This window comes from Streptacidiphilus monticola (assembly GCF_042658505.1).
In the GTDB taxonomy this organism is placed as follows: domain Bacteria; phylum Actinomycetota; class Actinomycetes; order Streptomycetales; family Streptomycetaceae; genus Streptacidiphilus; species Streptacidiphilus monticola.
Genome location: NZ_JBHSQJ010000123.1, coordinates 1 through 24839, shown reverse-complemented (window position 1 = coordinate 24839; position 24839 = coordinate 1). Strand labels below are relative to the sequence as shown.

The following is a 24839-nucleotide window of genomic DNA, read 5'->3' as shown; positions in this document are numbered from 1 at the left end:
ACCGCCCGGACCCCGGGCAGGCAGGCCAGCGGATCCACCACGGGAGCAGGAGTCGGAACCGGGGGCTGGGGCTGGAAGGGGGCGGTCCAGGCGGAGGACGGGGCCTCCGGGACAGCGCCGGACGCCTCGGTCATCTCACCCTCGCCCCCGTACATCGAGGCGTCCATGGAACAATTATGGACCCGTTCCCGGCCGCCCCGCAAGGCATTTCCGGCACTATTCCCGGGTATTTTCCGGGCGTCCCGGTAAAACGTTTCCGCACCCGCCCGACGCCCGGCGCCCGCCCGTCCCGCAGGCCGACGACGACGCCCTCCCCGGGCCCGCTGCCGTGGTCGCGTCTTTTCCGCGAGCGGAGCGAGCAGCACGCACCCCGGCCCCGCCAACGGCGAATGCCGCTGCAAACGTCCCGCGAAAAACCACCGAAAAACCTGAGCCCTCCCGACCAGCCCTCCCCCTGCATTCAAAAAGAAATCCGGAGCGAGGCTCTCGCGCCACCCCCATCACCGAAAGAGCGTCCACACCCCCTTCCCAACCGCGACAATCATCGAGGGCCGCCAACCCACCACCTGATCGCCGACCACCGACCACCCACCACCGACCACCCACCACCGACCACCGACCACCCACCAACGGGGGCAACACATGCCAAGGACCACGGCACGGGACACATGGCTTCGGCGGATCCAAGAGCTCGACCCGGAGCGGGACTTCGAGGAGATCTACCGGATCAGCTGTGCCTATGAGTTCCCCTGGGACACCACCCAGGCCCTCGGCATGGCGCTCTACCGGACCTACGCGGTCCCCGCCATCGGCGGGCTGCTCGCGCGCACCGGCGAGCTGACGCGGCGTCCGCAGAAGCGGTACGACGACACGGTCCTGCTGCTCGACGCCTCCCTCGAACACGGCCTGGACTCCCCTGCGGGACGCCAGGCGCAGCGCCGCGTGAACCAGATGCACCGTCACTACGACATCCCTGACGACCAGTTCCGCTACGTGCTCGCCACCTTCGTCGTGATCCCCAAGCGCTGGCTCGACGACTTCGGCTGGCGGCCGTACTCCCCCGCCGAGATCCGGGCGTCGGTGAACTACTACCGAGCGCTCGGGCAACGGATGAACATCAAGGACATCCCGTCCACCTACGAGGAGTTCGAGGAGCTGCTCGACTCCTACGAGCGCGAGCACTTCGCCTTCGACGCCGGCGGCCGGGCCGTCTCCGACGCCACCCTCGCGCTCGTCGCCTCCTGGTTCCGCCCGTTCGGCGGGCTGATGCGGCGGGCGACCATCTGCCTCATGGACGACCCGCTGCGGGAGAGCTTCCGCTACCCGGCTCCGTCCGCTCTCCTCCGCCGACTCGTCCTGGGCGGCATGCGGGCGCGCGGCCGACTGGTGCGGTTGCTGCCACCGCGGCGCAAGCCGTTCCATGGACGCCAGAGCCGCCGGGTACGCGGGTACCCGGGCTATCCGGCCGGCTACCGCCTCTCCGACCTGGGCACCTTCCCGACCACCGCGCACCCCGGGACGTCGGCCACGGCACCCGACCCCTCCCCGCCCCGACAGTAGACCTCCAGCCATAACTTGAACACGTTCAATTAATCGGTCTACGCTCCCCCCGTGAAGTACGTGATCCCCGGGGGAACCGGACAGGTGGGCACGATGCTGGAGCGGGCGCTGCGCGCCGCCGGGCACGAGGTGGTGATCCTCAGCCGCAATCCGGACGCCAACACCGGTGCCCGCGCCCGCGGTTCCCGCCAGGTCCCCTGGGACGGCCGCACCCTCGGCCCCTGGGTCGAGGAGCTGGACGGCTGCGACGTCGTGGTCAACCTCGCCGGGCGCAGCGTCAGTTGCCGCTACACGCCCGAGAACCTGCGCCAGATGATGGACTCCCGCGTGGACTCGGCCCGGGTCGTCGGGGAGGCCATCGCGGCCGCCGCGAACCCGCCCCGGGTGTGGCTGCAGATGAGCACGGCGACGATCTACGCCCACCGCTTCGACGGCCCCAACGACGAGGCGACCGGCGTCATCGGCGGCAACGAGCCATCCGTACCCCGCTACTGGGAGTACAGCGTCCGGATCGCCCGCAACTGGGAGCAGGCTCAGGCCGATGCCGCCCCGGCCACGCCGGGCACGCGCCAGGTGGCGCTGCGCGCCGCGATGGTGATGAGCCCGGACCGGGGCGGCGTGTTCGACGTGCTGTCGCGGCTGGCCAGGCTCGGGCTGGGCGGACCGGTTGCAGGGGGCCGGCAGTACGTGTCGTGGATCCACGAGCGGGACTTCGTCCGGGCGGTGCAGTTCCTCGTCGACCGGGAGGACATCGACGGCCCGGTCAACCTCGCGGCTCCGAACCCGCTGCCCCAGCGGGAGTTCATGCGGACCCTGCGCGAGGCTCGCCGCCTCCCGCTCGGTCTGCCGGCCACCCGCTGGATGGCCGAGTTGGGGGCACTTGCGCTGCGCACGGACACCGAATTGCTGCTCAAGAGCCGCCGCGTCGTCCCGGGCAGACTGCTGAAGGCCGGGTTCGGCTTCGACTTTCAGCATTGGGCGGCAGCAGCACGGGAGTTGGCGGCGCAGTCGCACCTGCCGTAGCGGCGGTCCAGGGAGGCGGACCAACCCGCCGGTCCGGGGCAGCTCTCCGCCTCCACCACGCCCTACGGGCTACATCCCCCTGGCCGAGCGCCCGCCACCGCCGACAGCGACCGCTGCCTGCCCTTCCGATGCCTCGGCAGCCGGCAACGGCGGCGACACGGGCCCCGCTCCCACTCCCCTTCCCGCACCCGAACCTGCCCCCGCCCCCGCCCCCGCACCGGCACCCGCCTCGTCGTAGCGCGCCAGCACCAGCCGTGCCAACTCGTCCGCGCTGCCCAGTGGTCGGCTGACCACCGTCCCGCCCGCGCGGGTCGCCTTGCGGGCGAAGTAGCCCGGGGAGAGGAGGTAGCCCGCGATCGCCACGTCCTCGTGGCCGGCGGCGCGCAGCGCGGCGACGGCCTCGGCGGGGGTGGGCGAGCCGGCGCAGAGGTACGCGGGAACGACGGGCGCGGCCAGTTCCTCCGCGAGCAGCGCGGCCATCCGGACCGTGTCCGCGTTCGCCCGCGCGTCCGTCGAGCCCGCGGCGGCCAGCACCACCGGCTGCGCGGGTTCTCCCAGACCCGTACGTCCGTCCTCGTCCCTCCGCAGACCGGCCTCGACCAGTCTGCGGCGCAACAGCCGCGCCAGCGCCGGGTCCGGGCCCAGCGCGCGGGCGACCGTGGCGCGCAGCTGCGGCGCGGCGGCCAGCGCTTCCGGGATGTCGACGTGGACGTGGTAGCCCGCGCCCAGCAGCAGCGGCACCAGGACGGCCTCTCCGGACAGTGTGGCCAGCAGCTCCGGCAGGGAGGGCGTCACGATGTCGAGGTAGCACAGCTCGACCCTCACCTCCGGACGCAACTTCCGCACCCGATCGACGAGTTGCTCCGTCGTCCGGACCCCCTCCGGATCCCGCGTGCCGTGGGCGACGGCCACCAGGGTCGGACGCCGGGTCGGAGTCCCAGGAGGCGTTCCAGCCGGTGTCCCTGCGGGCGTTCCAGCCGGTGTCCCTGCGGGCGTTCCAGCCGGTGTCCCTACCGAAGCCCCGTTCGGAGTCCCCGCCGAAGCCCGGGCCGAAGTTCCCGCCCGCGTCCCCGCCGGGGTCCGTGTCACGGTCGGCGGCGCCGTCATGCAGTCAGCTCCAGGCGGTAGCCCCGCTTCGGCACCGTCCGCACCAGCCGCCCCCAGGGGCCGAGCGCGGTGCGGAGCCGGGCGACGGCCGCCTCGACCGCGTGCTCGTCGGCGTTGGTACCGGCCCAGACGCGGCGCAGCAGGTCGGCGCGGCTGACGACCCAGCCCGGGCGTTCGGCCAGCGCGCGCAGCAGCGCGGCCGCGTTGGGGGTGAGCCAGAAGGACTCCTCGCCCACCAGCACCGCGCTGCCCTGGAGGATGAAGTCCACGCCCGGACCGCGCAGTTGACGGCGGTTCCGCTGCGGCAGCTCGTCCGTGACGGCGCGGACCAGCGAGCCGAGGCGGCCGCGCTCCGCGCAGACCGCGGGGATGCCCAGGTCGAGCAGCGGCCGGGCGCAGACCGGGCCGACGCAGGCGGCCATGATCTCGCCGCTTCGCAGCGCCGCCAGCAGCTCGCCGCGCAGCCCCGCCTCCTCGGCGTGGTCGAGCAGTGCCACCGCGGCCGGGGCGCTGGTGAAGGCCAGCGCGTGCACCTCGCGCCGCACGGACTGCTCGACCAGCCGGCGTACCGCCTCCGGCTCCTCGGTCGGCGCCCAGCGGTACACCGGCACCTCGATGACCTCGGCCCCGCGCTCGCGCAGGGCCGCGGCGAAGGAGTCCAGCGGCATGCCGTGCTCCTGGACGGCGATCCGACGGCCCCTCAGATCACGGGCCAGCAGCCAGACCAGCAGCTCGTCCACGGCCTCGCTGTCCGGCGAGAAGGTCTCGCCCAGGCCGCTCGCGCGCACCGCGCCGGTGGCCTTGGGGCCGCGGGTCAGCACGACCGCGTCGCGGCAGGCGTCGGCGAGGGCGGCGCCGCGCCCCCAGCCGTCGGCGGCGCTCATCCAGCCGCGCCAGCCGATGCCCGTCGTGGCGACGACGTAGTCGAGCGGTGCCTCCAGGCACCGCTCCGTGGCGCGCCGGAGCGCACGGTCGTCCTCGAGCGGGATGATCCGCATCGTCGGCGCCTCGACCACCCGTGCACCGCGGCGCTTCAACAGGTTGGTCAGCTCGTCGCGTCGCCGCGCGGCCGTGACGCCGACGGTGAAGCCCACCAGGGGGAGGGGGCCGGCCGTCGCAGTAGTCATACCGGCAGGCTGGCGTCCGCGCGTTTCCTGCACGTTGCACGGCCGTCACGTGCGGGTTAGGCAGTGGCAGTCGGTTGTTACGTCATGTGTCGTACACCCGACGTCGCCCGGGCCGCGGCGTGAAGGACCTGTACCTCCGGCGCAACAACCGGGACGCGGATGCGTAATCCGCCGCCGACACGCTGCGTTGCATGACGACCACCGACACCCACTGCCCGTACTGCTCGCTGCAGTGCGGGATGCGGCTCGCCGGGGGCCCGGACGCGGCCCTCGTCGAGGTGCTGGAGCGGCCGGAGTTCCCGGTCAACCGGGGTGCGCTGTGCGGCAAGGGACAGAACGCGGCCGCGGTGCTGGACCGCGCCGGACGGCTGACGACCCCGCTGGTGCGCGACCGCCGCGACGGTGAACTGCGCGCCGCCACCTGGGAGGAGGCGCTGGACCGCACGGCCGCCGCGTTCACCGCGGCGCAACGGGCGCACGGCCGGGACGCGGTGGGCGTCTTCGGCGGGGGCGGGCTGACCAACGAGAAGGCGTACGCGCTCGGCAAATTCGCCCGCGTGGCGCTGCGGACCGCCAACATCGACTACAACGGCCGCTTCTGCATGTCCTCGGCGGCGGCCGGCTCGCGCCGGGCCTTCGGCCTGGACCGGGGGCTGCCGTTCCCGCTGGCGGACATCGCCCGCAGCGAGGTCGTCGTCCTGGTCGGCTCGAACCTGGCCGAGACGATGCCGCCGGTGCTCCGCTACTTCCGCGAACTGCGCGAGAACGGCGGGACACTGGTGGTCGTCGACCCGCGCCGGACGCGGACCGCGCAGCAGGCGGACCTCCACCTCCAGCCGGTCCCGGGCACCGATCTCGCCCTGGCGCTGGGCCTGTTGCACGTGCTGATCGCCGAGGGCCTGACGGACGAGGAGTTCATCGCCGAACGCACGACGGGCTGGGAGTCGGCCCGGGCGGCGGCGATGGCCCACTGGCCCGCCAGGACCGAGCGCACGACCGGCGTCCCGGTCTCCCAACTGCGGGAGGTCGCGCGGCTGTTCGGGCGGGCCAAGACCGGCATGGTGCTCACCGCGCGCGGTCCGGAGCAGCAGAGCAAGGGCACCGACACCGTCGGCGCGTGGATCGACCTGTGCCTGGCCGCGGGCAAGGCCGGCCGCCCGTACAGCGGTTACGGCTGCCTCACCGGCCAGGGCAACGGCCAGGGGGGCCGCGAGCACGGGCAGAAGGCGGACCAGCTGCCGGGCTACCGCTCGATCACGGACGCCGCGGACCGCGAGCACGTGGCCCGCGTCTGGGGGGTCGACCCGGCGACGATCCCCGGGCCGGGCCGCTCCGCCTTCGAACTCCTCGACAGCTTCGGCGAGGTGGACGGGGTGCGGGCGCTGCTGCTGATGGGCTCGAACCCGGTGGTCTCCGCGCCGGACGCGGTGCGGGTGACCCGCAAGCTGCGCGCGCTGGACTTCCTGGCCGTCAGCGACCTCGTGCTGTCGGAGACCGCGCAGCTGGCGGACGTGGTCTTCCCCGCCGCGCAGTGGGCGGAGGAGAGCGGCACCATGACCAACCTTGAGGGCAGGGTGATCCTGCGTCAGCAGGCGCTCGCCGCCCCGGACGGCGTGCGCAGCGACCTGGAGCTGCTGCACGGCCTGGCCGCCCGCCTGCGCCGGGCCGCCGCGGCCCAGACGGAAGCGGCCGACCCGGAGGACGCGACGACCCCGGAGGACCCCCCGGCCTTCCGCGCCGACGCCTTCCCCGCCGACCCGTTCCCCGCCGACGCCTTCCCCACCGAGCCGGAGCAGGTCTTCGAGGAGCTGCGCCGGGCTTCGGCCGGCGGCCAGGCCGACTACGCCGGCATCAGCTATGACCGGATCCGCAAGGAGGACGGCGTCTTCTGGCCCTGCCCCGACGACGCCCACCCGGGCACCCAGCGGCTCTTCCTGGACCGCTTCGCCACCCCGGACGGCCGCGCCCGCTTCGCGGCGGTGACCCACCGCCCGGCGGCGGAGGAGCCGGACGAGGAGTACCCCTACTACCTGACGACGGGACGCGTCCTGAGCCAGTACCAGAGCGGCGCGCAGACCCGCCGTGTGAAGAAGCTGAACGACGCCGCCCCCGGCCCCTTCGTGGAGCTGCACCCGCAGCTGGCGTCCCGGCTGGAGGTGACGGAGGGTCAGCTGCTCACGCTGACCACCCGCCGCGGCCGGGCCACCGCCCCCGCGCGGATCACCAGCGACATCCGCCCGGACACGGTCTTCATGCCCTTCCACTGGGCGGGCCCGGGCCGCGCCAACTCGCTGACCAACGCCGCGCTGGACCCGGTGTCCCGGATGCCCGAGTTCAAGGTCTGCGCGGTCCGCGTCGAACGCACGGAGGCCGCCCGATGAGCACACGCATCGCCGTCGTCGGCGCCGGAATGGCCGCGGCACGGTTCGCCGAGCGGTACCGGTTCCTCGGCGGGACGGGAGAGGTGACCCTGTACGGCGCCGAGCCGCGGGCCCCCTACAACCGGGTGCTGCTGGCCGAGGTGCTGGCCGGCCACTTCGACGCCGAGTCCATCGCGCTGCAGACCGGTGGGGCCGAACTGCGGCTCGGCGAGGAGGTCGTGGCGATCGACACCGAGGCCCGGAAGCTGACGCTGAGCAGCGGCGAGGCGGCGTCCTGGGACGAGCTGGTGCTGGCCACCGGCGCCAACCCGGTGCTGCCGCCGATCCGCGGACTGCACCCGCCGCTCGCGGGGGTGCACGCGCTGCGCAGCCTGGCCGACTGCCGCCNGGCGACGCCGGCCCCCGGCCGGCCCCCGACGGCCGGCCCTCCGGCGACGCCGAGCCCGCCCGGCCCGCCGATGACCAGCACGCCAGCGACGCCGCTGCCCGCGCGCTCGCGGCGACCGGGCCGGCCGTCGAGATCGTGCACCAGGCCCCGCACCTGATCGAGCGTCACCTCGACGCCGAGGCCGCCGAGGCGCTCCGCCGCGGCCTGCGCGAAGGGGGCGTCGAGGTCTACACCCGCAACCGCGCCAAGGCGCTGCACGGCTCCGAGGGCGGCCGGGTGACCGGGGTGGAGCTCGCCAACGGCTACCGCCTCTCCTGCGACCTCGTCGTCCTGGCCTGCGGCGTCCGGCCCCGCACCGGGCTCGCCCACGCCGCCGGACTGGCCGTCGAGCGGGGCGTGCTCGTCGACGACGAGCTGCGCACCTCGGCGCCGCACGTCCACGCGATCGGCGACTGCACCGAGCACCGCGGCGCGGTGCACGGACTGGCCGGCCCCGCCTGGGAGCAGGCGGACGTGCTGGCGGCCCGGCTCTCCGGGGCCGACCCCGACGCCCGGTACACCGGCTCCCGCCCGCTGGCCCGGCTGTCCGCCGGACCGCTGGAGTACGCGGCCTTCGGCCTGGTGGACGAGGCCGACGACCCCGACCTGGACGTGCTGACGCTGCGCGACGCCACGCGCGGCGCCTACAAGAAGCTGGTGCTGCGCGGCGACCGACTCGTCGGCGGCATCCTGCTCGGCGACCTCGCCACCGTGGACGCGCTGACCCGCGCGTACGAGCGCGACGAGCCGCTCCCCGACTCCCCGCTGCACCTGCTGACCACCCTCCCCGCCCGCTGAGGAGCCACGACATGACCACCACCACGACCGCCGCGACCACAGCCGCGCAGAAGGACCTGCTCCTGGTCGGCCACGGGATGGTCGGCCAGCGCTTCCTGGAGGCGCTGGCCGAGCAGCCCGGGTTCGCCGAATGGCGGGTCACCGTGCTCGCCGAGGAGACCCGGCCCGCCTACGACCGGGTGCACCTGACCTCCTGGTTCACCGGAACCACCGAGGACGAACTCTCGCTGTGCCCGCCCGGCTTCGTCGAGGAGCACGGCATCACGCTGCGGCTGGGCGACCCGGCCGTGCGCATCGACCGCGACGCGCGCACCGTGACCACCGCCTCCGGGGCCGAACTGCGCTACGACGCCCTGGTGCTGGCCACCGGCTCGTACCCGTTCGTGCCGCCGGTGCCCGGCCACGACGCGGCCGGCTGCCACGTCTACCGCACCCTGGACGACCTGGCGCGGATCCGCTCCGACGCCGAGCACGCCCGGGTCGGCGCGGTCGTCGGCGGCGGCCTGCTCGGCCTGGAGGCCGCCGGCGCGCTGAAGGCGATGGGCCTGGAGACGCACGTCGTCGAGTTCGCGCCGCGGCTGATGGCCATTCAGGTGGACGAAGGCGGCGGCCAGTTGCTGCGCCGCAAGATCGAGGACCTCGGCGTCGTCGTCCACACCGGTGCCGGCACCCAGGAGCTGGGCACCGGCGCGGACGGCCGGGTGCACTCGATGTCGCTGTCGGACGGCACCGTGCTGGACGTGGACCTGGTGGTCTTCTCCGCCGGCGTCCGCCCCCGCGACCAGCTGGCCCGCGAGTGCGGCCTGCCGGTCGGCGAGCGCGGCGGCATCACCGTGGACGAGCGCTGCCGCACCGCGGACCCGAACATCTGGGCCGTCGGCGAGTGCGCCCTGGCCGCGGACGGCCGCGTCTACGGCCTGGTCGCGCCGGGCTACTCGATGGCGGAGACGGCGGCCAAGGACCTGGCCGCGGGCGACCACTCCCCCTTCACCGGCGCCGACACCTCCACCAAGCTCAAGCTGCTCGGCGTGGACGTGGCCAGCCTCGGCGACGCGCACGGCGCGGCCGAGGGCGCCCTCGACGTCGTCTACAGCAACAGCCGCGAGGGCGTCTACAAGAAGCTCGTCATCGGGTCGGACGGTGCGCTGCTGGGCGGCGTGCTGGTGGGCGACACCGAGGCGTACGACGTCCTGCGTCCGCTGCTGCTGGCCGGCAAGCCGCTCACCGTCGCGCCGGAGCAGCTGGTGCTCCCGGCCGGCGCGGCGGACGCGGGCGCCAAGCTGACCCTGCCTGACGAGGCCGTCATCTGCTCCTGCCACAACGTGACCAAGGGCGAGATCCGGGCCGCCGTGCACGAGCAGGGCTGCAGCAGCGTCCCCGAGGTCAAGAAGTGCACCAAGGCCGGCACCGGCTGCGGCAGTTGCGTGAAGATGCTGGGCTCCATCGTCAACGAGGAGCTGGAGGCTTCGGGCGTGGAGGTGCGCAGGGGCCTGTGCGAGCACTTCGAGTTCACCCGCGCCGAGCTGTACCAGATCGTCCGGGCCAAGGGGATCACCAGCTTCGCCCGGTTGGTCGCCGAGCACGGCACCGGCGCCGGCTGCGACGTCTGCAAGCCCGTGGTCGCCTCGATCCTGGCCTCGCTGGACAACGGCCACATCCTGGACGGCGAGCAGGCCGGCCTGCAGGACACCAACGACCACCACCTCGCCAACCTGCAGCGCAACGGCTCCTACTCGGTGGTGCCCCGCATCCCCGGCGGCGAGATCACCCCGGACGGGCTGATCACCATAGGCGAGATCGCCCGGGACTTCGGCCTGTACACGAAGATCACCGGCGGCCAGCGGATCGACATGTTCGGCGCCCGGGTGGAGCAACTGCCGCAGATCTGGCGGCGGTTGGTGGACGCGGGCTTCGAGTCCGGCCACGCCTACGGCAAGGCCCTGCGCACGGTGAAGTCCTGCGTCGGCGAGACCTGGTGCCGGTACGGGGTGCAGGACTCGGTGGGCCTGGCCATCGAACTGGAGCTGCGCTACCGGGGCCTGCGGTCGCCGCACAAGCTCAAGTCGGCCGTCTCCGGCTGCGCCCGCGAGTGCGCGGAGGCCCAGGGCAAGGACTTCGGCATCATCGCCACGTCCGCGGGCTGGAACCTCTACGTCGGCGGCAACGGGGGCATGACGCCCCGTCACGCCGACCTGCTGGCCGCCGACCTGGACAAGGAGACGCTGATCCGGACGATCGACCGGTTCCTGATGTACTACATCCGGACCGCCGACCGGCTGGAGCGCACCTCGGTCTGGCTCGAGCGCCTCGACGGCGGCGTCGAGCACGTGCGGCAGGTGGTGCTCGAGGACTCCCTCGGCATCTGCGCCGACCTGGACGCCCTGATGGAGCGTCACGTCGCCCTCTACCAGGACGAGTGGGCCGCCGTCCTGGACGACCCGGAGCGGCTGCGCCGCTTCGTCTCCTTCGTCAACGCGCCCGGGACCCCGGACCCGACGGTCACCTTCGTCCCCGAGCGCGACCAGATCCGACCCGCCCGCCCCGACGAGGACGGCGTCGTCCTCGTCGCGGGCCCGCGCCTGGAGGTGCACGCATGATCGAGCTCTACCACCGGGGCGAGTGGCTCCCGCTGTGCCCCGAGTCCGAGCTGGTTCCGGGGCGGGGGGTGGCCGCCCTGCTCGACGACGAGCAGCAGGTCGCCGTTTTCCTGACCCCGGAGGGTGACCTGTACGCGGTCGGCAACCGGGACCCGTTCAGCGCGGCGGAGGTCATCTCCCGCGGCCTGCTGGGCAGTCGGGGCGAAGCCCCGACGGTCGCCTCGCCCATGTACAAGCAGGTCTTCGACCTCCGCACCGGCACCTGTCTCGACGAGGACGCCACCCCCGACGGCTCCCCCGCCACCCTCCCCACCTGGCCCATCCGCCGCACCTGACCTCCGGTCCAGAGCCACCCGCCCCTGAACGGGAGGCAGCCACCGACCGCCGGACCCGCCCCCGCCCCCCCGGGGCCGAAGGCCCCGCCAGGGGCGCGGGCAACCGCGCCGCGACCAGCCAACCGCCCAGGCGGGTTCGTCCCGCACACGAAGTCGAACCTCCCCGAGCGGCGCGTTGCCCGCGGTGGGGGCACCTCCCGCCCGCAGGACGGGGGCCCGGCGCCCGCGGGCGGCTACGCCGCCCAACGGGGCCACCCGCCCCACATGACCGACCCCTCTCCCCCGTCCGACCGCAGGACAGACACCGCCTGCCCCAGCCCGAAGGGCTCGGGCAGGCGGTCAGGGCCCAGGGCCGCTCCAACCGCTCCGCACGGGGTCAACGACGACCCCCTGGACCCCATCCGTCCACCACAGGACAGACACCGCCGCCCAGCCCGAAGGCACGGGCAGGCGGTCAGGGCCCAGGGCCGCCCCAACCGCTTCGCACGGGGTCAACGACGACCCCCTGAACCCCATCCGTCCACCACAGGACAGACACCGCCGCCCAGCCCGAAGGCACGGGCAGGCGGTCAGGGCCCAGGGCCGCCCCAACCGCTTCGCACGGGGTCAACGACGACCCCCTGAACCCCATCCGTCCACCACAGGACAGACACCGCCGCCCAGCCCGAAGGGCTCGGGCAGGCGTCCAAGCCCAGGCCGGCCCCGTCGCCCCACCCGAACGGGGGCGGCAACGGCCCCCGGCCGTGGAGGGCGCCGCGCCGCACAGGACCCACCACCCTCGCAGGCCCGCCCGGGCCCGCGGGAGGGCTTCGCGGGACGCAGCCCGAACCGTTCGAAATGACACCCCCTCACCACACCACCTCGACCCCAGGCAGGTAGCCATGACGACGGCAATCGGCAGCAAGGAGCAGCAGGCCGGCTCCAGAGGCACGCGCACCATCGAGGACTGGCAGCCCGAGGACCTCGGGTTCTGGGAGGAGGCCGGGGCGAAGATCGCCCGCAGGAACCTCGTCTTCTCCGTCTTCTCCGAGCACATCGGGTTCTCGGTCTGGTCCCTCTGGTCCGTCCTCGTCCTCTTCCTCGGCCCGCAGTACCACGTGGACCCCGCAGGGAAGTTCCTGCTCACCGCGCTGCCCACCGCGCTCGGCGCGGCGCTGCGCTTCCCCTACACCTTCGCGGTCGCCCGCTTCGGCGGGCGCAACTGGACCGTCTTCAGCGCACTGATGCTGCTGGTCCCGACGGTCCTCGCCGGCGTCGTCCTGGAGCCGGGCGTCTCGTACTCCACCCTGCTGGTCGTCGCCTGCGTCGCGGGCGTCGGCGGCGGCAACTTCGCGTCCTCGATGGCGAACATCAACGCCTTCTACCCGCAGCGGCTCAAGGGCTGGGCGCTCGGCATCAACGCGGGCGGCGGCAACCTCGGCGTCCCCGCCGTCCAGCTGATCGGTCTGCTGATCCTGGCCACCGCCGGAGCGACCCACCCGCGTCTGCTCCCCCTCGTCTACATCCCCCTCATCGTTCTGGCCGCACTCGGCGCCGCCCTGCGCATGGACAACCTGAGCACCATGCGGACCGCCAAGGGCCTGATGCGGGAGATGGCCCGCAAGCCGCACACGTGGGTGATGTCGCTGCTCTACATCGGCACCTTCGGGTCCTTCATCGGCTTCGGCTTCGCCTTCGGACAGGTGCTGCAGGTGCAGTTCCACAGCCAGTTCGCCACCCCGGTGAAGGCCGCGTACCTCACCTTCCTCGGCCCGCTGCTGGGCTCGCTGCTCCGACCCGTGGGCGGCGCGATCGCGGACCGGATCGGCGGGGCCAAGGTGACCGCCTGGGTGTTCACGCTCATGGCCGGGGGCGCGGCACTGGTGTACGCGGCCTCGCGCCAGCACAGCCTGCCGCTGTTCCTCACCGGCTTCATCGCCCTGTTCGTGCTCAGCGGCATCGGCAACGGCTCGACCTACAAGATGATCCCCGCCATCTTCAAGGACCCGGCCCGCTCCTCCGCCGTGATCGGCATCGCCGGAGCGGTGGGCGCCTTCGGCGGAGTGCTGGTGAACGTGGCCTTCCGGCAGTCGTTCCTCTCCTCCGGCAACGGGGACGGGGCGTACCTGACCTTCCTCGCCGCCTACGCCGTCTGCCTGGCCCTCACCTGGGCGGTCTACCTGCGGCCCGGCCGCACGGCGGCCGACGTGTGAGCCCTGACCACCGGGCCGTCAGCTTCCGCCCCGCAAGGGACCGGTGACGCCCCTTCAGCTCCTCGCCGTCGGCTTCGCCAGCCGACGGCGAGACTGCGTTCTGCCGAGTACCGTCGCGCGGTCAGCCCGCGGGCGGGTACCCGTAGGGCGGCTGCTGCTGCGGCTGGGCGGGCGGGGTGGTGGGCTGCGGGGGGACGGCTCCAGGCGGCACCGCGCCCTGCGGGGGCACCGGGCCGGACGGAGGCACGGCTCCCGGCTGCGGGGCCGGGCCGCCCTGGGGCTGGCTCGGGTAGGCGTAGGGGGAGGCTGCCCCCGGCTGAGGGTAGGCGTGGGGCTGCGGCATCGCGCCGGGCGGCACGGGGGCGGCGGGACGGGGGCCGGCAGGACCGGAGCGCGGCCGGGCGAGCAGGCCGAGGACCACGAGCGCCAGGGACAAGACCAGGACGAGCCCGGCCAGCACGTTCCCGGTGACGTTCCAGCCGCCCTCGTAGTAGTGGGTCTGGTACCCCGGAGCCCCCAGCTCGCGGGTGAAGCCGAAGATGATGGAGACCGCCTGCACCGCCGCCACGGCGGCGGCGACCGGGCCGGGCCAGGACTTGCCGAGGAACGCGCCGACCGCCGCGGCCACCAGGATCAGGCAGAACACCAGGTCGCTCGGCGCGAAGCTGAACCAGCTGTGCGGCCAGGTGGAACCGGACCACACCACGCTCCCCAGGAACGCGAAGCCGACCTCGACCAGGTTGGCCACCAGCACCGCGAACTGCAGCACCGCCGTGACCACGGCCAGGACCGCCAGGAAGATCTGCGCCCCGCTGCGGGCCGCCCGCGCCGGCTGCCCGTACGGGGGCACCGGACCCTGCGGCGGCAACTGCGGCTGCGGTGGCGGGTACTGCGAGGGATAGCTCATCGACGCTCCTCGGGCGGCGGGCGGGACGGACAGGGGAGACCGGGTGGGTGGCGCGCGCCCAGAGTATCCGTCAGTACCCGGGCGGTGTACGGCTTCTGACGCGTCGTCCGTCCGAGGTCCTAGGCTGCTGGCATGGCGACAGAGATCCCCGGGGCGGAGATCGGCGACCGGCATCCGCTCGCGCTCGCGCTGTTCGCGCTGACCTTCGTCAGCGGTGTGGTGGACGCGGTGAGCTATCTCGGCCTCGGCCGGGTGTTCACCGCGAACATGACGGGCAACGTCGTCATCGTCGGCTTCGCGCTGGGCGGCGCGCCGGGCTTCTCCGTGCTCGACTCGCTGGTCTCCCTGGGCTTCTTCCTGCTGGGCTCGGTGGCCTCGGGCCGGGTCACCCGCGAGCTGCGCCCGAAGGGCCGTCAGTTCTGGTTCCGTCGCGTGCTGCTGGCCGAGGCGGTGCTGGAGGGCGCGGCCGCCCTGGTGGCCGCGACGGCGCCCGCCGTGCCGCACGCCGTCCTGATCGCGGTGCTGGCCGTGGCGCTCGGCCTGCGCAACGGCACGGTCCGCGCGCTGGGTGTGCCCGACCTGACGACGACGGTACTGACCATGACGCTGACCGGTTTCGCCGCGGACTCCCCGCTCGCGGGCGCCGCCGGGACGCGGTGGAGCCGGAGGCTGGGTTCGGCGCTGACCATGCTCGCGGGCGCGGCCCTCGGCGCGGCGCTCACCGTGCACACCGCTCTGGGCTGGCCGCTGCTGCTGGCCGCGCTCCTGGTGGCCGCGACCGCCGTGCTCTACCGCGAGCCCTGAAGCGGCACCGGCACCCGCCCCCGGCTCAGCGGCGTTCGCCTCAGCGGCGGCCTGTCCACAGCGGGGCGGTGGCGCGCCAGTCGCGTTCCCAGCCGCGCAGCGCCGAGCGGTCCAGGAGCGAGCGCGCCACCGCGTGCAGGACGACCACCAGGGTGGCGCAGCCGACCAGCGCGCACAGGCCGATGGAGACGGCGGTGGCCGCTGAGGCGGTCGGGCTGGCGGGCCCGACGGCGGGGTGGCCGGCGGCGTCGAGCCAGACCTGCACGGTCTGCCCCTGGACGGTCAGCGGGGGCACGACGGCCACGGCCTGGTGCGACCTTCCGTCGGCGCCGGTCCAGGCGACGGGGGCGACCGGGTCGCCCGTCGTGCGCCCGGTGGAGGAGGCGGTGGGTGCGCCGAGGACCTGCGCGTTCACCGGGTGCAGATGGCTCTGGAGGGCTTCCGCGCTGCCCCGGTCGGCGTCGTAGCGGCCGAGCGCGAACAGCGCGCAGCCGAGGGCGGCGGCGAGCAGGCCGAGCGCGAGCAGCAGTTGCAGCCGGCCCCGCCAGGCGTCCTGCGGCCGGAACAGCGGGTTGCTGCGCCGGGCCCGGGCGCGCGCCAGCGGCCCGCCGTGCGCGGGCCCCGGTGCCGATGGGCGACGCGGTTCGGCTGCTGGCGATGCCATGGCTCTCTGCCTCCTCGGGGCGGCCCTGCTGCGCACTCCTCCCTTGATTCTCGTCCGCTGCGTGGCGGGCGCCACTCGCGTCCGCGCACGGCGAACCGAACGAGTGGCGGATGCGGCGGTTCTCCTCCGGTGTCCGGGGCAGGCGCGCCGCAGGTCCATGACCGCGGAGTCCGAGGAGACGCAGATGACCGAGTTCGGATACTTCCTTTCCTGCGAGGAGTTCACCCCTGCCGAACTGCTGGACCAGGCCCGGCGGGCGGAGGAGGCGGGCTTCACCCGCCTGGCGGTCTCCGACCACTACCACCCCTGGTGCGACGCGCAGGGGCAGAGCGCCTTCGTCTGGGGTCTGATCGGAGCCCTGTCCCAGGCCGTGCGGCTGCCGGTGACGACGCTGGTCACCTGCCCGACCGTGCGGATGCACCCCGCCGTCGTGGCCCAGGCCGCCGCGACGTCGTCGGTGCTGCTGGAGGGCCGGTTCACGCTGGGCGTGGGGACGGGCGAGGCACTCAACGAGCATGTGCTGGGGGACGTCTGGCCCGCCTTCCCGGTCCGGGCGGAGATGCTGGAGGAGGCCGTCGCGGTGCTGCGGGAGCTGTTCTCCGGGGAGAACGTCAGCCATCGGGGACGGCACTACACGGTGGAGAACGCCCGGCTCTACACCGTCCCGGACGAGCCGGTGCCGGTGTACGTGTCGGGCTTCGGACCGCGCTCGGCGGAGCTGGCCGCGCGGATCGGGGACGGGTTCGTGACGATGATGCCGGACGCCGAAGTCGTGGGCGCCTTCCGGGAGTCGAGCGGGGGCAAGCCGGTGGTCGGCGGGACCAAGGTGTGCTGGAACCGGGACCGGGAGCGCGCGGTCGAGACCGCACACCGCCTGTGGGCGACCGAGCTGCTGCCGGGCGAGCTGAACCAGGTGCTGCCGACGCCCCGTCACTTCGAGCAGGCGGCGCAGCTGGTGACCCCGGAGCAGGTCGGGGAGAAGGTGGTCTGCGGCGCGGACACCGAGGAGCACGTCAAGGAGCTGCGGCAGTACGTGGACGCGGGCTTCGACGAGCTCTACGTCGGCAACATCGGCCGGGAGTGGCCGGAGTTCTTCGACCACTACCGGGACGCCGTGCTGCCCGCGCTGACCCGGTAACGGGCCGTCAGCGGCCCGGCGCGGGCGCAAAGTGGCCGACACGCGCGTGGGCCCCCATCATGGGGGCCCACGCGGGGTCAGGCGCAGCGGCCTGACGACAGGTCACCAGCGGTACCAGCGGCTGCGGCCACCGGCCCCGGCCGCGCCGCGGAACAGGAAGCCGAGCAGCCAGACCACCAGCACGGCCAGGGCGACCCACCACAGCACCTTGACGGCGAAGCCCACCCCGAAGAGCAGGATCGCCAGCAGCAGGACGAGGAGCAGGGGAATCATGAAGTGTTCACCTCCTGCTGCTCCGCCTGCCCTGCTTGGCCCGTCCCATGCCTGCACCGTGGCGCCGTCACCGTGCCGAAGCCGCCGGGCCGTCCGCCCCGCTGCGGCATCCCGCCGGGCCGTTTCGCGGGGCGGGGCCCGGGTACGCGCGCCGCGCGCGATCAGGAAGGAGCCGAGGATGCATCTCTCCTGGACCCGGGAGTTGTACCGACACGGGGGTCCGGTGGCGTCGGTGTACGTGGACACCGAACGGGCGGCCCCGCAGGCCGCGCACGCGATCGAGCTGCGTGCCCGGGCGGTGTCCGAACGCCTCTCCGAGGCAGGCGCCGACCCGGCCACGATCCGGGTGCTGGTGGAGCAGGTGGGCTCCGACCGGGGCATGCCCGCTCCGCAGGGCCAGGCGCTCTTCGCCGCCGGCGGCGAGCTGCTGGCCCGACACGAGCTGAGCGCGGCCCCCGACCGGGACCTGGTCTGCTTCGGGCCGTTGCCGCACGTACTGCCCCTGCTGAGGGACCGTCAGTGCTTCGTGCCCTACCTGCTGGTGCGCACCGACCGGGTGGGCGCCGACCTGGAGGTGCACACCTCCGCCGTGGGCGCGGGCGAGCACCGGGAGGTGCACGGGGACGGCGAGGACATCCGCAAGCTGCCGGTGGGCGACTGGGCTCAGGACCGCTACCAGCGGCGGGCGGAGAACACCTGGGACCGCAACGCCCGCGGCGTGGCCGCCGAGGCCGCGGCGCTGGCAGCGGAGCACCGGGTGGCGGTGCTGGTGCTGGCCGGCGACGTGCGGGCGCGCACGCTCGTCAAGGAGCATCTGCCGTCGCCGTGGCCGCAGCGTCTGGTGGAGCTGACGTCCACGGCCGAGGCCGCCGACCGGGCGCGTTCCGCGGCGGCGGTCCGGGCGCTCGAGCAGGCGGCGGAGGTGCAGCGGCGGCTGCAGGCGGGGCTGGTGGACGGCCGGGCGGTGGAGGGGCTGCTGCCGGTGGTGTCGGCGCTGCGCAACGGCGAGGTGGACACCCTGGTCCTGGCCGAGGCGGGCGAGGCGCTCTCGGCGCAGCTGCGCTTCGGCCGCTCGCTGGGTGAACTCGCCTTGCCCGAGGAGCAGTTGGGAGGAATGACGGAGCAGGCGCCGGGCGCGGACGCCCTGCCGTTCGCGGCGGCGCTGAGCGCGGCCCGGCTGGCCTTCGCGCCGCCGGGCTCGTTCGCGGCGGGTCAGGGCGTGGCCGCCCTGCTGCGCCGCAGTTGACGGACGCTCAGCCGGCACGTGACAGCACCAGAGGAGGAGAGGCATGACGGAGCAGACGTCGGACCGGGGCAGCAGCAAGCACGGTCCCGCCCTGGACGACGAGATGGCGCACGAGGTCGAGGGCCAGGTCCGGTCCGGGCAGCCGAGCCGGGCCGAGGAGTGGCACGACCCCGAGCCGCCCGTCGACCGCGAGGAGGACTCCTCCGGGGCCGGGACGGAGCCCGGATCGGAGGGTGGATCGCAAGCGGGGACGGACCCGGCGGCGGAATCCCTGGAGTCGGAGCCGGAGCGGACGCCGGGCTACGACGTGGAGGCCGAGCAGGCGGACCAGCGGGCTCAGGGCGAGCGGGACGCGCGTGCGGAGCAGGAGGCTGAGGAGGCCATGCGTCCGCGCTCGGACCAGCTGCCCGAGTAGGCGGGTGGCGTCCTTCGGTACCCGGGTCCTCGATGCCTGGGCCCTGGGTGCCCATGCCGTGCTCCGGGCGGGTCACACCGCCTGGAGCACGCGGGGCCGGGCGGTCTCGGCCGGGCGGCCGTCGAGGGGGAGGTGTCCGTGCTGGTAGCCGAGCGCGACGGCGTGCGCGCGGGTGTGCGCGCCGAGCGCGTCGAAGAGTGACCGCGCCCGCGACTTCACGGCTTCCTCGGAGAGGAAGAGCCGGCGCCCGATCTCGGCGTTGCCGAGCCCCTGGGCCATGCCGTCGAGGACGGCCAGGTGGTCCGGTTTGAGCTGTACGACCGGCCGGGGCTCCGGCGGCAGTTGCACCAGCCAGCCCTTGCGGTAGGCGAGTCCCACGATGCCGGCCCGGTCACCGCAGCCGACGCGCGCGGCGATGCGGGTCAGGTGGCTCTTGACGGTCAGCGGAGACAGTCCGATGCTGCGCGCGATCTGCGCGTTGGTGTGCCCGCGGGCGGCCCCGGCGATAATCTGCACCTCGCGCGTGTTGAGCGGGCTGCCGGGGTGGCGGGGGAAGTGCCGACGGGCCGGGAGCACGGCCCGGGCGGCGGCGTCGGTCAGGATCTCGATCTCCAGCGCGGTGAGCGCCATCCGGTGCCGGTCCGCTGCGGCGGCGAGGGCGGAGCGGATCAGTTCCGGTTTGACCGGCATGGATGCCTCCTGGGACTCGGCCGGCCCGTTCGGAGCGGGTTTGCTCTCTTCAGGCCTGGTGGGACTTAAGGCGGTTTGCCCTTTTGGTTCTGCGGGCACCCTGGCGGCTGCCCGCCCGTACCCGGCCCAAACACCGGACTGCTCCGTACGGGTGACGGACCGTCGGAAACAGGTTCGCCACGGCGTGCTGTGAGGTTTGCGGTGGCACGCTCGGGTTAGCCGTGCTCTGGTCAGGCCGTTCGCGGCCGCCTTCCGCCGCCGCTACGGGAGTTGAATGCATGTCAGCTGTGCGGACCCCGGCCGCCCGGACCCGGCGCGCGCGTGAGGAGGCCCGGCGTCGTCAGGGCCGCGCGGCGCTGGAGTGGTTCCTCACCACCGACCACAAGCTCATCGGGAGCATGTACCTGGTCACCAGCTTCGGCTTCTTCCTGGTCGCCGGGGTGATGGCGCTGCTGATGCGGGCCGAACTCGCCCGTCCCGGAATGCAGTTCCTCACCCATGAGGACTACAACGAGCTGTTCACGATGCACGGCACGCTGATGCTGCTGCTGTTCGCGACGCCCACCTTCGTCGGCTTCGCCAACTGGATCATGCCGCTGCAGATCGGCTCCCCCGACGTGGCCTTCCCCCGGCTCAACGCCTTCACCTACTGGGTCTTCCTCTTCGGCGGCCTGATGGTGCTCTCCGGCTTCCTCACCCGGGGCGGGGCGGCGTCCTTCGGCTGGTTCGCCTACGCGCCGCTCAACGGGCCGGTGTTCAGCCCGGGCGCGGGCGGGGACCTGTGGACGATGGGCCTGGTGGTCTCCGGCATGTCCACCATCCTGGGCGCCGTCAACTTCATCACCACGATCATGTGCCTGCGCGCGCCGGGCATGACCATGTTCCGGATGCCGATCTTCACCTGGAACGTGCTGTTCACCTCGATCCTGGTGCTGTTCTCCTTCCCGGTGCTCACCGCCGCGCTGCTGGCGCTGGAGGCCGACCGCCGCTTCGGCGCGCACGTCTTCGACGCCGCGAACGGCGGCGCCCTGCTGTGGCAGCACCTGTTCTGGTTCTTCGGGCACCCCGAGGTCTACATCGTGGCGCTGCCCTTCTTCGGCATCGTCACCGAGATCATCCCCGTCTTCAGCCGCAAGCCGGTCTTCGGCTATGTCGGGATGGTGGGGGCCACCATCTCCATCACCGCGCTGTCGGCGGTGGTGTGGGCGCACCACATGTTCGCCACCGGGCAGGTGCTGCTGCCGTTCTTCTCACTGACCTCGTTCCTGATCGCGGTGCCGACCGGGGTGAAGTTCTTCAACTGGATCGGCACCATGTGGCACGGGTCGCTGTCGTTCGAGACGCCGATGCTGTGGTGCATCGGCTTCCTGGTGTCCTTCCTCTTCGGCGGGCTGTCCGGGGTGCTGCTCGCCTCGCCGCCGCTGGACTTCCATGTGACGGACAGTTACTTCGTGGTGGCCCACCTGCACTACGTGCTGTTCGGCACGATCGTCTTCGCGGCCTTCGGCGGCTTCTACTTCTGGTGGCCGAAGTTCACCGGCCGAATGCTGAACGAGCGGCTGGGCCGGTGGCACTTCTGGACCCTGTTCGTCGGCTTCCACACCACCTTCCTGGTGCAGCACTGGCTGGGCGCGGCCGGCATGCCCCGCCGCTACGCCGACTACCTGCCGCAGGACGGCTTCACCACGCTGAACACGGTCTCCTCGATCGGTGCCTTCCTGCTCGGCGCCTCCACGCTGTTCTTCCTCTACAACATCTGGTACACCCGCGTGCACACCGAGAAGGTCACCGAGGACGACCCCTGGGGCTGGGGCCGCTCGCTGGAGTGGGCGACGAGCTGTCCGCCGCCGCGGCACAACTTCACCGCGCTGCCCCGGATCCGCTCCGACTCTCCCGCGTTCGACCTGCACCACCCCGAGGCCGGCGAGCCCAAGCCGCCGGTCGGCGCCAACCCGGAGGAGTGAACGCGTGCGCAGCGAGGCCTTGTTGTGGACGGGTGTGGCCTTCTTCTTCGCCGTCTGCGACGGCATCTACCTGGCCCTGGCCCACGAGAACGCGGGCAAGGCGGCGCTGACCGTCGCACTGCTGATGTCCTCGCTGGTGGCGGCGTTCCTGTGGATCAACTACGGCCGCCGCGGCGCGCGGGCCCAGGACCGGCCGGCCGTGCCGGTGTCCGAGACGGCGGGGCCGCTGGAGTTCTTCCCGCCCTCCAGCGGCTACCCCGTGATCACCGCCGCCGGCGTGGCGTTCACCGCTCTGGCCCCGGTGTTCGAGCCCTGGCTGGCCCTGGTGGGCCTCGGCCTCCTGGCCGCCGGGGTGGGGGGCTTCGTCTTCCAGTACTCCCGGCGCGGCGAGTGACGGCCCTGGTGACAGCCCGTCAGTCCCGCTCCAGGGGGCGGTGCTCCTCCTCGTAGCCGCCCGAGACGTTCTGCCGCACCCAGCCGGTCTCCACCCCCTCGTGGACGCGCTCCATGTCCCGCTCCTGCAGTCCGAGGCAGAGCCGCCGGGTGAGCGCGAAGGCGAGGAACGGCAGCACCAGGACGGCGATCCGCAGGGTCCAGTTCACCAGCTCCACCGAGGTCTGGAAGACGTTGGCGAGCAGGTCCTGACTGCCCGCCAGCAGCAGCACGCCGTAGAACACCACCCCCGCGACGCCGAGCCCGGTGCGTACCGGAGCGTGGCGCGGGCGGTCGCACAGGTGGTGCGTCCGCTTGTCCCGGGTCAGCAGCCGCTCCGCGAAGGGGTAGAGGTAGAGGACGCCGAACAGCACCGCCGGCAGCACCACGGCCGGGATGAACACGTCCCAGACCACGGTGTGGCCGAGGAAGCGCGATTCCACCCCGGGCATCAGCCGCATCGCGCCCTCCAGGAAGCCCACGTACCAGTCGGGTTGGGCGTCGGTGGAAGCCTGGTCGGGCCGGTAGGGACCGTAGACCCACACGGGGTTGATCTGCGCGAGCGCGGCGGCGAGCGCGCACACGCCGAAGGTGCAGAAGGCGAGACCCGTCGAGCGGGCGGCGAACTGCGGGAACAGCGGCATGCCGACGACGTTGCGGTTGGTCCGGCCGTGTCCGTGCCACTGCGTGTGGCCCAGCGTGAACACGAGCATCAGGTGCAGCCCGACCAGCGCCAGCAGCACCCCGGGCAGCAGCAGCACGTGCAGCGAGAACAGCCGCCCGACGATGTGGGTGCCCGGGAACTCCCCGCCGAAGAAGAACATCTGCAGGTAGGTGCCCACGATCGGGATCGACAGGGTGATCCCCTCCGCGGTGCGCAGACCGGTCCCGGAGAGCAGGTCGTCGGGGAGCGAGTAGCCCGCGAAGCCCTCGAGCAGGCTGACCACGAACATGGTCAGCCCGATCAGCCAGTTCACCTCGCGCGGCTTGCGGAACGCCCCGGTGAAGAAGATCCGCAGCAGGTGCAGGCCGATGGCCGACAGGAACAGCACGGCCGCCCAGTGGTGGATCTGACGGATCAGCAGACCGCCGCGCACGTCGAAGCTGATGCGCAGCACGCTGCTGTAGGCCTCGCTCATCCGGATGCCGCTCAGCGGCGTGTAGGCGCCGTGGTAGACGGTGTCACCCATGCCCGGCTCGAAGAAGAAGGTCAGCCAGACGCCGGTGAGCAGCAGCAGCACGAAGCTGTACAGCGCCATCTCGCCCAGCAGGAACGACCAGTGGTCCGGGAAGATCTTCCGTACGTAGTCCCGCGCCTGGTCGAGGAACGGGAGCCGGGCATCCAGGTAGTCCACCGCGCTGCGCACCATGCCCGCGCGCCTACCCGCGGGCGGGCCCCGGCTATCACCCGACCACCCGTCCGGCGGCAGGCATGTTTGCGGCGGACGCCGGTGGATAGCAGCGGCGGCACAGAGCAGGAGCGCAGGGAAGGGGCCGCGGGATGGCCGGGCTGAGGATCTCGTTGGTGTCGGTCCAGGCGAGCCCGCTCGCCTCCCTCGGCGGCGCGGAGGCGGGCGGCCAGAGCGTGCACGTCGCCGCACTGGCCGCGGCCCTGGCCGCGCGCGGCCACCAGGTGGTCGTGCACACCCGCCGCGACCAGCCCGAGCAGGCCGAGTTCGTGCAGATCGGCCCTGACCTGACGGTCCATCACGTCAACGCCGGCCCGGCCCGCTCGGTGCGGACCGAGAAGCTGCTGCCCTGCATGCGCGGCTTCGGGGCGGAACTGTCCCGGGTCTGGGGACGGCAGCGGCCCGACGTCGTGCACGCGCACTACTGGATGTCCGGGCTCGCCGCCCTGCTGGGCGCCCGCGGCCACGAACTCCCGGTCGTGCACACCTACCACTCGCTGGGGGTCGCCCAGGACCGGCTGCGCGGCGCGACCGACCGCGCCTCGGAGGGCCGCGTCGCGGTGGAGACGGCGCTGGGCCACCAGGTGGACCGGATCATCGCCACCTCCCGTGAAGAGGCCCGCGACCTGCGGGAGTTGGGCATTCCGGCGGACCGGGTGCGGGTCGTCCCCTGCGGCGTGGACGCCCAGCGCTACAGCCCGGACGGCCCGATGGCCCCGCGGACCGGGCGGCCCCGGCTGCTGATGGTCGGCGGCCTGTCCCGGCGCCGGGGCATCGACACGGCGCTGCGCGCGCTCGAATGGCTGCCCACGGCGGAGTTGCTGGTCGTCGGCGGTCCCCCGCGCGAGCAGCTGGACCTGGACCCGGAGGCCCGGCGGCTGCGCGAACTCGCCCGCCAGGGCAGGGTCGCGGACCGCTTCGCCCTGCTCGGGCGCGTGGCGCCGAAGCGGCTGCCCGAGCTGTTCCGCTCCGCGGACTGCGTGCTGTGCCCGGGGTGGTACGAGCCCTTCGGGATGGTCGCGCTCCAGGCGATGGCCTGCGGGACGCCCGTGGTGGCGGCGGGGGTCGGCGCGCACCTCGACAGCCTCGCCGACCCCGCGATCGGCCGGCTGGTCCCGCCCGGCAACGCCGCCGCCCTGGCGGCGGCGGTCGCGGAACTGCTGGGTTCACCGGCGTTGCGGCGCGGGCGCGCCGTGTCCGCACGGGCCCATGTGCTGTCCCACTACACCTGGCCGCGGGTGGCGGAGGCGTCCGCCCGCCTCTACGCCGAACTCGCCCCCACCGCAGCCCCGTTGTAGCCCCGGTGGGCCCCGCGAGGCGCGCGAGGCGCGCGAGGCGCGCGAGGCGCGC

At 73.5% G+C, this 24839-nt stretch carries 22 protein-coding genes; 15 read left to right on the top strand and 7 right to left on the bottom strand.

Annotated features, from left to right (window positions below; genetic code table 11):
* Positions 1–642: 642 nt before the first annotated feature.
* Together ACFP3V_RS25845 and ACFP3V_RS25840 are read left to right on the top strand one after the other, a co-directional pair.
* Positions 643–1560 carry an oxygenase MpaB family protein gene (locus tag ACFP3V_RS25845; protein ID WP_380588151.1) on the top strand — a complete coding sequence of 306 codons (918 nt, stop codon included), beginning with the start codon at positions 643–645 and terminating at the stop codon, positions 1558–1560.
* A 51-nt stretch (positions 1561–1611) separates the two neighbouring features.
* Positions 1612–2583: a TIGR01777 family oxidoreductase gene (locus tag ACFP3V_RS25840; RefSeq protein ID WP_380588148.1), complete on the top strand. Its 972-nt coding sequence runs from the start codon at positions 1612–1614 to the stop codon at positions 2581–2583.
* Positions 2584–2652: 69 nt separating this feature from the next.
* On the opposite strand, the gene ACFP3V_RS25835 is transcribed toward ACFP3V_RS25840, so the two are convergent.
* Both ACFP3V_RS25835 and ACFP3V_RS25830 read right to left on the bottom strand, forming a co-directional pair.
* The gene (locus ACFP3V_RS25835) at positions 2653–3495 is read right to left on the bottom strand and encodes a sirohydrochlorin chelatase (RefSeq protein ID WP_380588145.1); all 843 of its coding nucleotides are present in this window, start codon (positions 3493–3495) and stop codon (positions 2653–2655) included.
* A 191-nt stretch (positions 3496–3686) separates the two neighbouring features.
* The gene (locus ACFP3V_RS25830) at positions 3687–4817 is read right to left on the bottom strand and encodes a uroporphyrinogen-III synthase (protein ID WP_380588142.1); all 1131 of its coding nucleotides are present in this window, start codon (positions 4815–4817) and stop codon (positions 3687–3689) included.
* A 191-nt stretch (positions 4818–5008) separates the two neighbouring features.
* Between ACFP3V_RS25830 and ACFP3V_RS25825 the strand changes: the two genes are divergently transcribed.
* The 6 genes from ACFP3V_RS25825 to ACFP3V_RS25800 all read left to right on the top strand — a co-directional run bounded on the left by ACFP3V_RS25825 (position 5009) and on the right by ACFP3V_RS25800 (position 13547).
* On the top strand, positions 5009–7198 hold the full coding sequence (locus ACFP3V_RS25825; protein WP_380588139.1) for a molybdopterin oxidoreductase family protein: 2190 nt from the start codon (positions 5009–5011) through the stop codon (positions 7196–7198).
* Positions 7195–7743 carry an FAD-dependent oxidoreductase gene (locus ACFP3V_RS25820; RefSeq protein ID WP_380588136.1) on the top strand — a complete coding sequence of 183 codons (549 nt, stop codon included), beginning with the start codon at positions 7195–7197 and terminating at the stop codon, positions 7741–7743. The genes ACFP3V_RS25825 and ACFP3V_RS25820 overlap by 4 nt, the downstream gene beginning before the upstream one ends.
* Complete coding sequence (locus tag ACFP3V_RS25815) at positions 7722–8423, top strand: NAD(P)/FAD-dependent oxidoreductase (RefSeq protein WP_380588133.1); 702 nt, start codon at positions 7722–7724, stop codon at positions 8421–8423. Before ACFP3V_RS25820 ends, ACFP3V_RS25815 begins: the two co-directional genes overlap by 22 nt.
* Before the next feature lie 11 nt (positions 8424–8434).
* Positions 8435–11020, top strand: coding sequence for a nitrite reductase large subunit NirB (gene nirB / locus ACFP3V_RS25810; protein ID WP_380588130.1), 2586 nt, complete (start codon positions 8435–8437; stop codon positions 11018–11020).
* On the top strand, positions 11017–11355 hold the full coding sequence (gene nirD / locus ACFP3V_RS25805; RefSeq protein ID WP_380588127.1) for a nitrite reductase small subunit NirD: 339 nt from the start codon (positions 11017–11019) through the stop codon (positions 11353–11355). Before nirB ends, nirD begins: the two co-directional genes overlap by 4 nt.
* A gap of 881 nt (positions 11356–12236) precedes the next feature.
* Entirely contained in the window at positions 12237–13547 is a 1311-nt protein-coding gene (locus tag ACFP3V_RS25800; protein ID WP_380588124.1) for a nitrate/nitrite transporter, read from the top strand.
* A gap of 121 nt (positions 13548–13668) precedes the next feature.
* On the opposite strand, the gene ACFP3V_RS25795 is transcribed toward ACFP3V_RS25800, so the two are convergent.
* Positions 13669–14454, bottom strand: coding sequence for a hypothetical protein (locus ACFP3V_RS25795; RefSeq protein ID WP_380588121.1), 786 nt, complete (start codon positions 14452–14454; stop codon positions 13669–13671).
* A 132-nt stretch (positions 14455–14586) separates the two neighbouring features.
* On the opposite strand from ACFP3V_RS25795, the gene ACFP3V_RS25790 reads away from it, so the two are divergent.
* Positions 14587–15258, top strand: a complete 672-nt coding sequence (locus ACFP3V_RS25790; RefSeq protein ID WP_380588118.1) for a YoaK family protein — start codon at positions 14587–14589, stop codon at positions 15256–15258.
* Positions 15259–15298: 40 nt separating this feature from the next.
* Here ACFP3V_RS25790 and ACFP3V_RS25785 read toward each other — a convergent pair whose 3' ends face one another.
* Complete coding sequence (locus ACFP3V_RS25785; RefSeq protein WP_380588115.1) at positions 15299–15922, bottom strand: Rv1733c family protein; 624 nt, start codon at positions 15920–15922, stop codon at positions 15299–15301.
* A gap of 184 nt (positions 15923–16106) precedes the next feature.
* On the opposite strand from ACFP3V_RS25785, the gene ACFP3V_RS25780 reads away from it, so the two are divergent.
* The gene (locus tag ACFP3V_RS25780; RefSeq protein WP_380588112.1) at positions 16107–17060 is read left to right on the top strand and encodes a TIGR03557 family F420-dependent LLM class oxidoreductase; all 954 of its coding nucleotides are present in this window, start codon (positions 16107–16109) and stop codon (positions 17058–17060) included.
* A gap of 102 nt (positions 17061–17162) precedes the next feature.
* On the opposite strand, the gene ACFP3V_RS25775 is transcribed toward ACFP3V_RS25780, so the two are convergent.
* Complete coding sequence (locus tag ACFP3V_RS25775; RefSeq protein WP_380588110.1) at positions 17163–17333, bottom strand: hydrophobic protein; 171 nt, start codon at positions 17331–17333, stop codon at positions 17163–17165.
* 178 nt (positions 17334–17511) lie between these two features.
* Here ACFP3V_RS25775 and ACFP3V_RS25770 point away from each other — a divergent pair, with 178 nt between their 5' ends.
* Positions 17512–18579: a baeRF2 domain-containing protein gene (locus ACFP3V_RS25770; protein ID WP_380588107.1), complete on the top strand. Its 1068-nt coding sequence runs from the start codon at positions 17512–17514 to the stop codon at positions 18577–18579.
* A gap of 43 nt (positions 18580–18622) precedes the next feature.
* Positions 18623–18994, top strand: a complete 372-nt coding sequence (locus ACFP3V_RS25765; protein ID WP_380588104.1) for a hypothetical protein — start codon at positions 18623–18625, stop codon at positions 18992–18994.
* 72 nt (positions 18995–19066) lie between these two features.
* Here ACFP3V_RS25765 and ACFP3V_RS25760 read toward each other — a convergent pair whose 3' ends face one another.
* Entirely contained in the window at positions 19067–19684 is a 618-nt protein-coding gene (locus ACFP3V_RS25760) for a response regulator transcription factor (RefSeq protein ID WP_380588101.1), read from the bottom strand.
* A gap of 278 nt (positions 19685–19962) precedes the next feature.
* Between ACFP3V_RS25760 and ctaD the strand changes: the two genes are divergently transcribed.
* Positions 19963–21648: an aa3-type cytochrome oxidase subunit I gene (gene ctaD, locus ACFP3V_RS25755; protein WP_380588098.1), complete on the top strand. Its 1686-nt coding sequence runs from the start codon at positions 19963–19965 to the stop codon at positions 21646–21648.
* Positions 21649–21652: 4 nt separating this feature from the next.
* Positions 21653–22042 (top strand): aa3-type cytochrome oxidase subunit IV, encoded by a 390-nt coding sequence (gene ctaF / locus ACFP3V_RS25750; protein ID WP_380588095.1) that lies wholly within the window; start codon positions 21653–21655, stop codon positions 22040–22042.
* A gap of 19 nt (positions 22043–22061) precedes the next feature.
* Here the strand turns inward: ctaF and qcrB are convergent, their stop codons facing one another.
* A complete protein-coding gene (qcrB, locus tag ACFP3V_RS25745) occupies positions 22062–23450 on the bottom strand; it encodes a cytochrome bc1 complex cytochrome b subunit (protein WP_380588092.1) in 1389 nt (462 codons plus the stop codon).
* A gap of 131 nt (positions 23451–23581) precedes the next feature.
* Between qcrB and ACFP3V_RS25740 the strand changes: the two genes are divergently transcribed.
* Positions 23582–24787: a glycosyltransferase gene (locus tag ACFP3V_RS25740; protein ID WP_380588089.1), complete on the top strand. Its 1206-nt coding sequence runs from the start codon at positions 23582–23584 to the stop codon at positions 24785–24787.
* Positions 24788–24839 lie beyond the last annotated feature (52 nt).

Excerpts from the sequence above, each read along its gene's own strand:
- ACFP3V_RS25845 (WP_380588151.1), top strand. The coding sequence starts at position 643 with ATGCCAAGGACCACGGCACGGGACACATGGCTTCGGCGGATCCAAGAG.
- ACFP3V_RS25830 (WP_380588142.1), bottom strand. The coding sequence starts at position 4,817 with ATGACTACTGCGACGGCCGGCCCCCTCCCCCTGGTGGGCTTCACCGTC.
- ACFP3V_RS25825 (WP_380588139.1), top strand. The coding sequence starts at position 5,009 with ATGACGACCACCGACACCCACTGCCCGTACTGCTCGCTGCAGTGCGGG.
- nirB (WP_380588130.1), top strand. The coding sequence starts at position 8,435 with ATGACCACCACCACGACCGCCGCGACCACAGCCGCGCAGAAGGACCTG.
- nirD (WP_380588127.1), top strand. The coding sequence starts at position 11,017 with ATGATCGAGCTCTACCACCGGGGCGAGTGGCTCCCGCTGTGCCCCGAG.
- ACFP3V_RS25800 (WP_380588124.1), top strand. The coding sequence starts at position 12,237 with ATGACGACGGCAATCGGCAGCAAGGAGCAGCAGGCCGGCTCCAGAGGC.
- ACFP3V_RS25795 (WP_380588121.1), bottom strand. The coding sequence starts at position 14,454 with ATGAGCTATCCCTCGCAGTACCCGCCACCGCAGCCGCAGTTGCCGCCG.
- ACFP3V_RS25790 (WP_380588118.1), top strand. The coding sequence starts at position 14,587 with ATGGCGACAGAGATCCCCGGGGCGGAGATCGGCGACCGGCATCCGCTC.
- ACFP3V_RS25785 (WP_380588115.1), bottom strand. The coding sequence starts at position 15,922 with ATGGCATCGCCAGCAGCCGAACCGCGTCGCCCATCGGCACCGGGGCCC.
- ACFP3V_RS25780 (WP_380588112.1), top strand. The coding sequence starts at position 16,107 with ATGACCGAGTTCGGATACTTCCTTTCCTGCGAGGAGTTCACCCCTGCC.
- ACFP3V_RS25775 (WP_380588110.1), bottom strand. The coding sequence starts at position 17,333 with ATGATTCCCCTGCTCCTCGTCCTGCTGCTGGCGATCCTGCTCTTCGGG.
- ACFP3V_RS25770 (WP_380588107.1), top strand. The coding sequence starts at position 17,512 with ATGCATCTCTCCTGGACCCGGGAGTTGTACCGACACGGGGGTCCGGTG.
- ACFP3V_RS25765 (WP_380588104.1), top strand. The coding sequence starts at position 18,623 with ATGACGGAGCAGACGTCGGACCGGGGCAGCAGCAAGCACGGTCCCGCC.
- ACFP3V_RS25760 (WP_380588101.1), bottom strand. The coding sequence starts at position 19,684 with ATGCCGGTCAAACCGGAACTGATCCGCTCCGCCCTCGCCGCCGCAGCG.
- ctaD (WP_380588098.1), top strand. The coding sequence starts at position 19,963 with ATGTCAGCTGTGCGGACCCCGGCCGCCCGGACCCGGCGCGCGCGTGAG.
- qcrB (WP_380588092.1), bottom strand. The coding sequence starts at position 23,450 with ATGGTGCGCAGCGCGGTGGACTACCTGGATGCCCGGCTCCCGTTCCTC.
- ACFP3V_RS25740 (WP_380588089.1), top strand. The coding sequence starts at position 23,582 with ATGGCCGGGCTGAGGATCTCGTTGGTGTCGGTCCAGGCGAGCCCGCTC.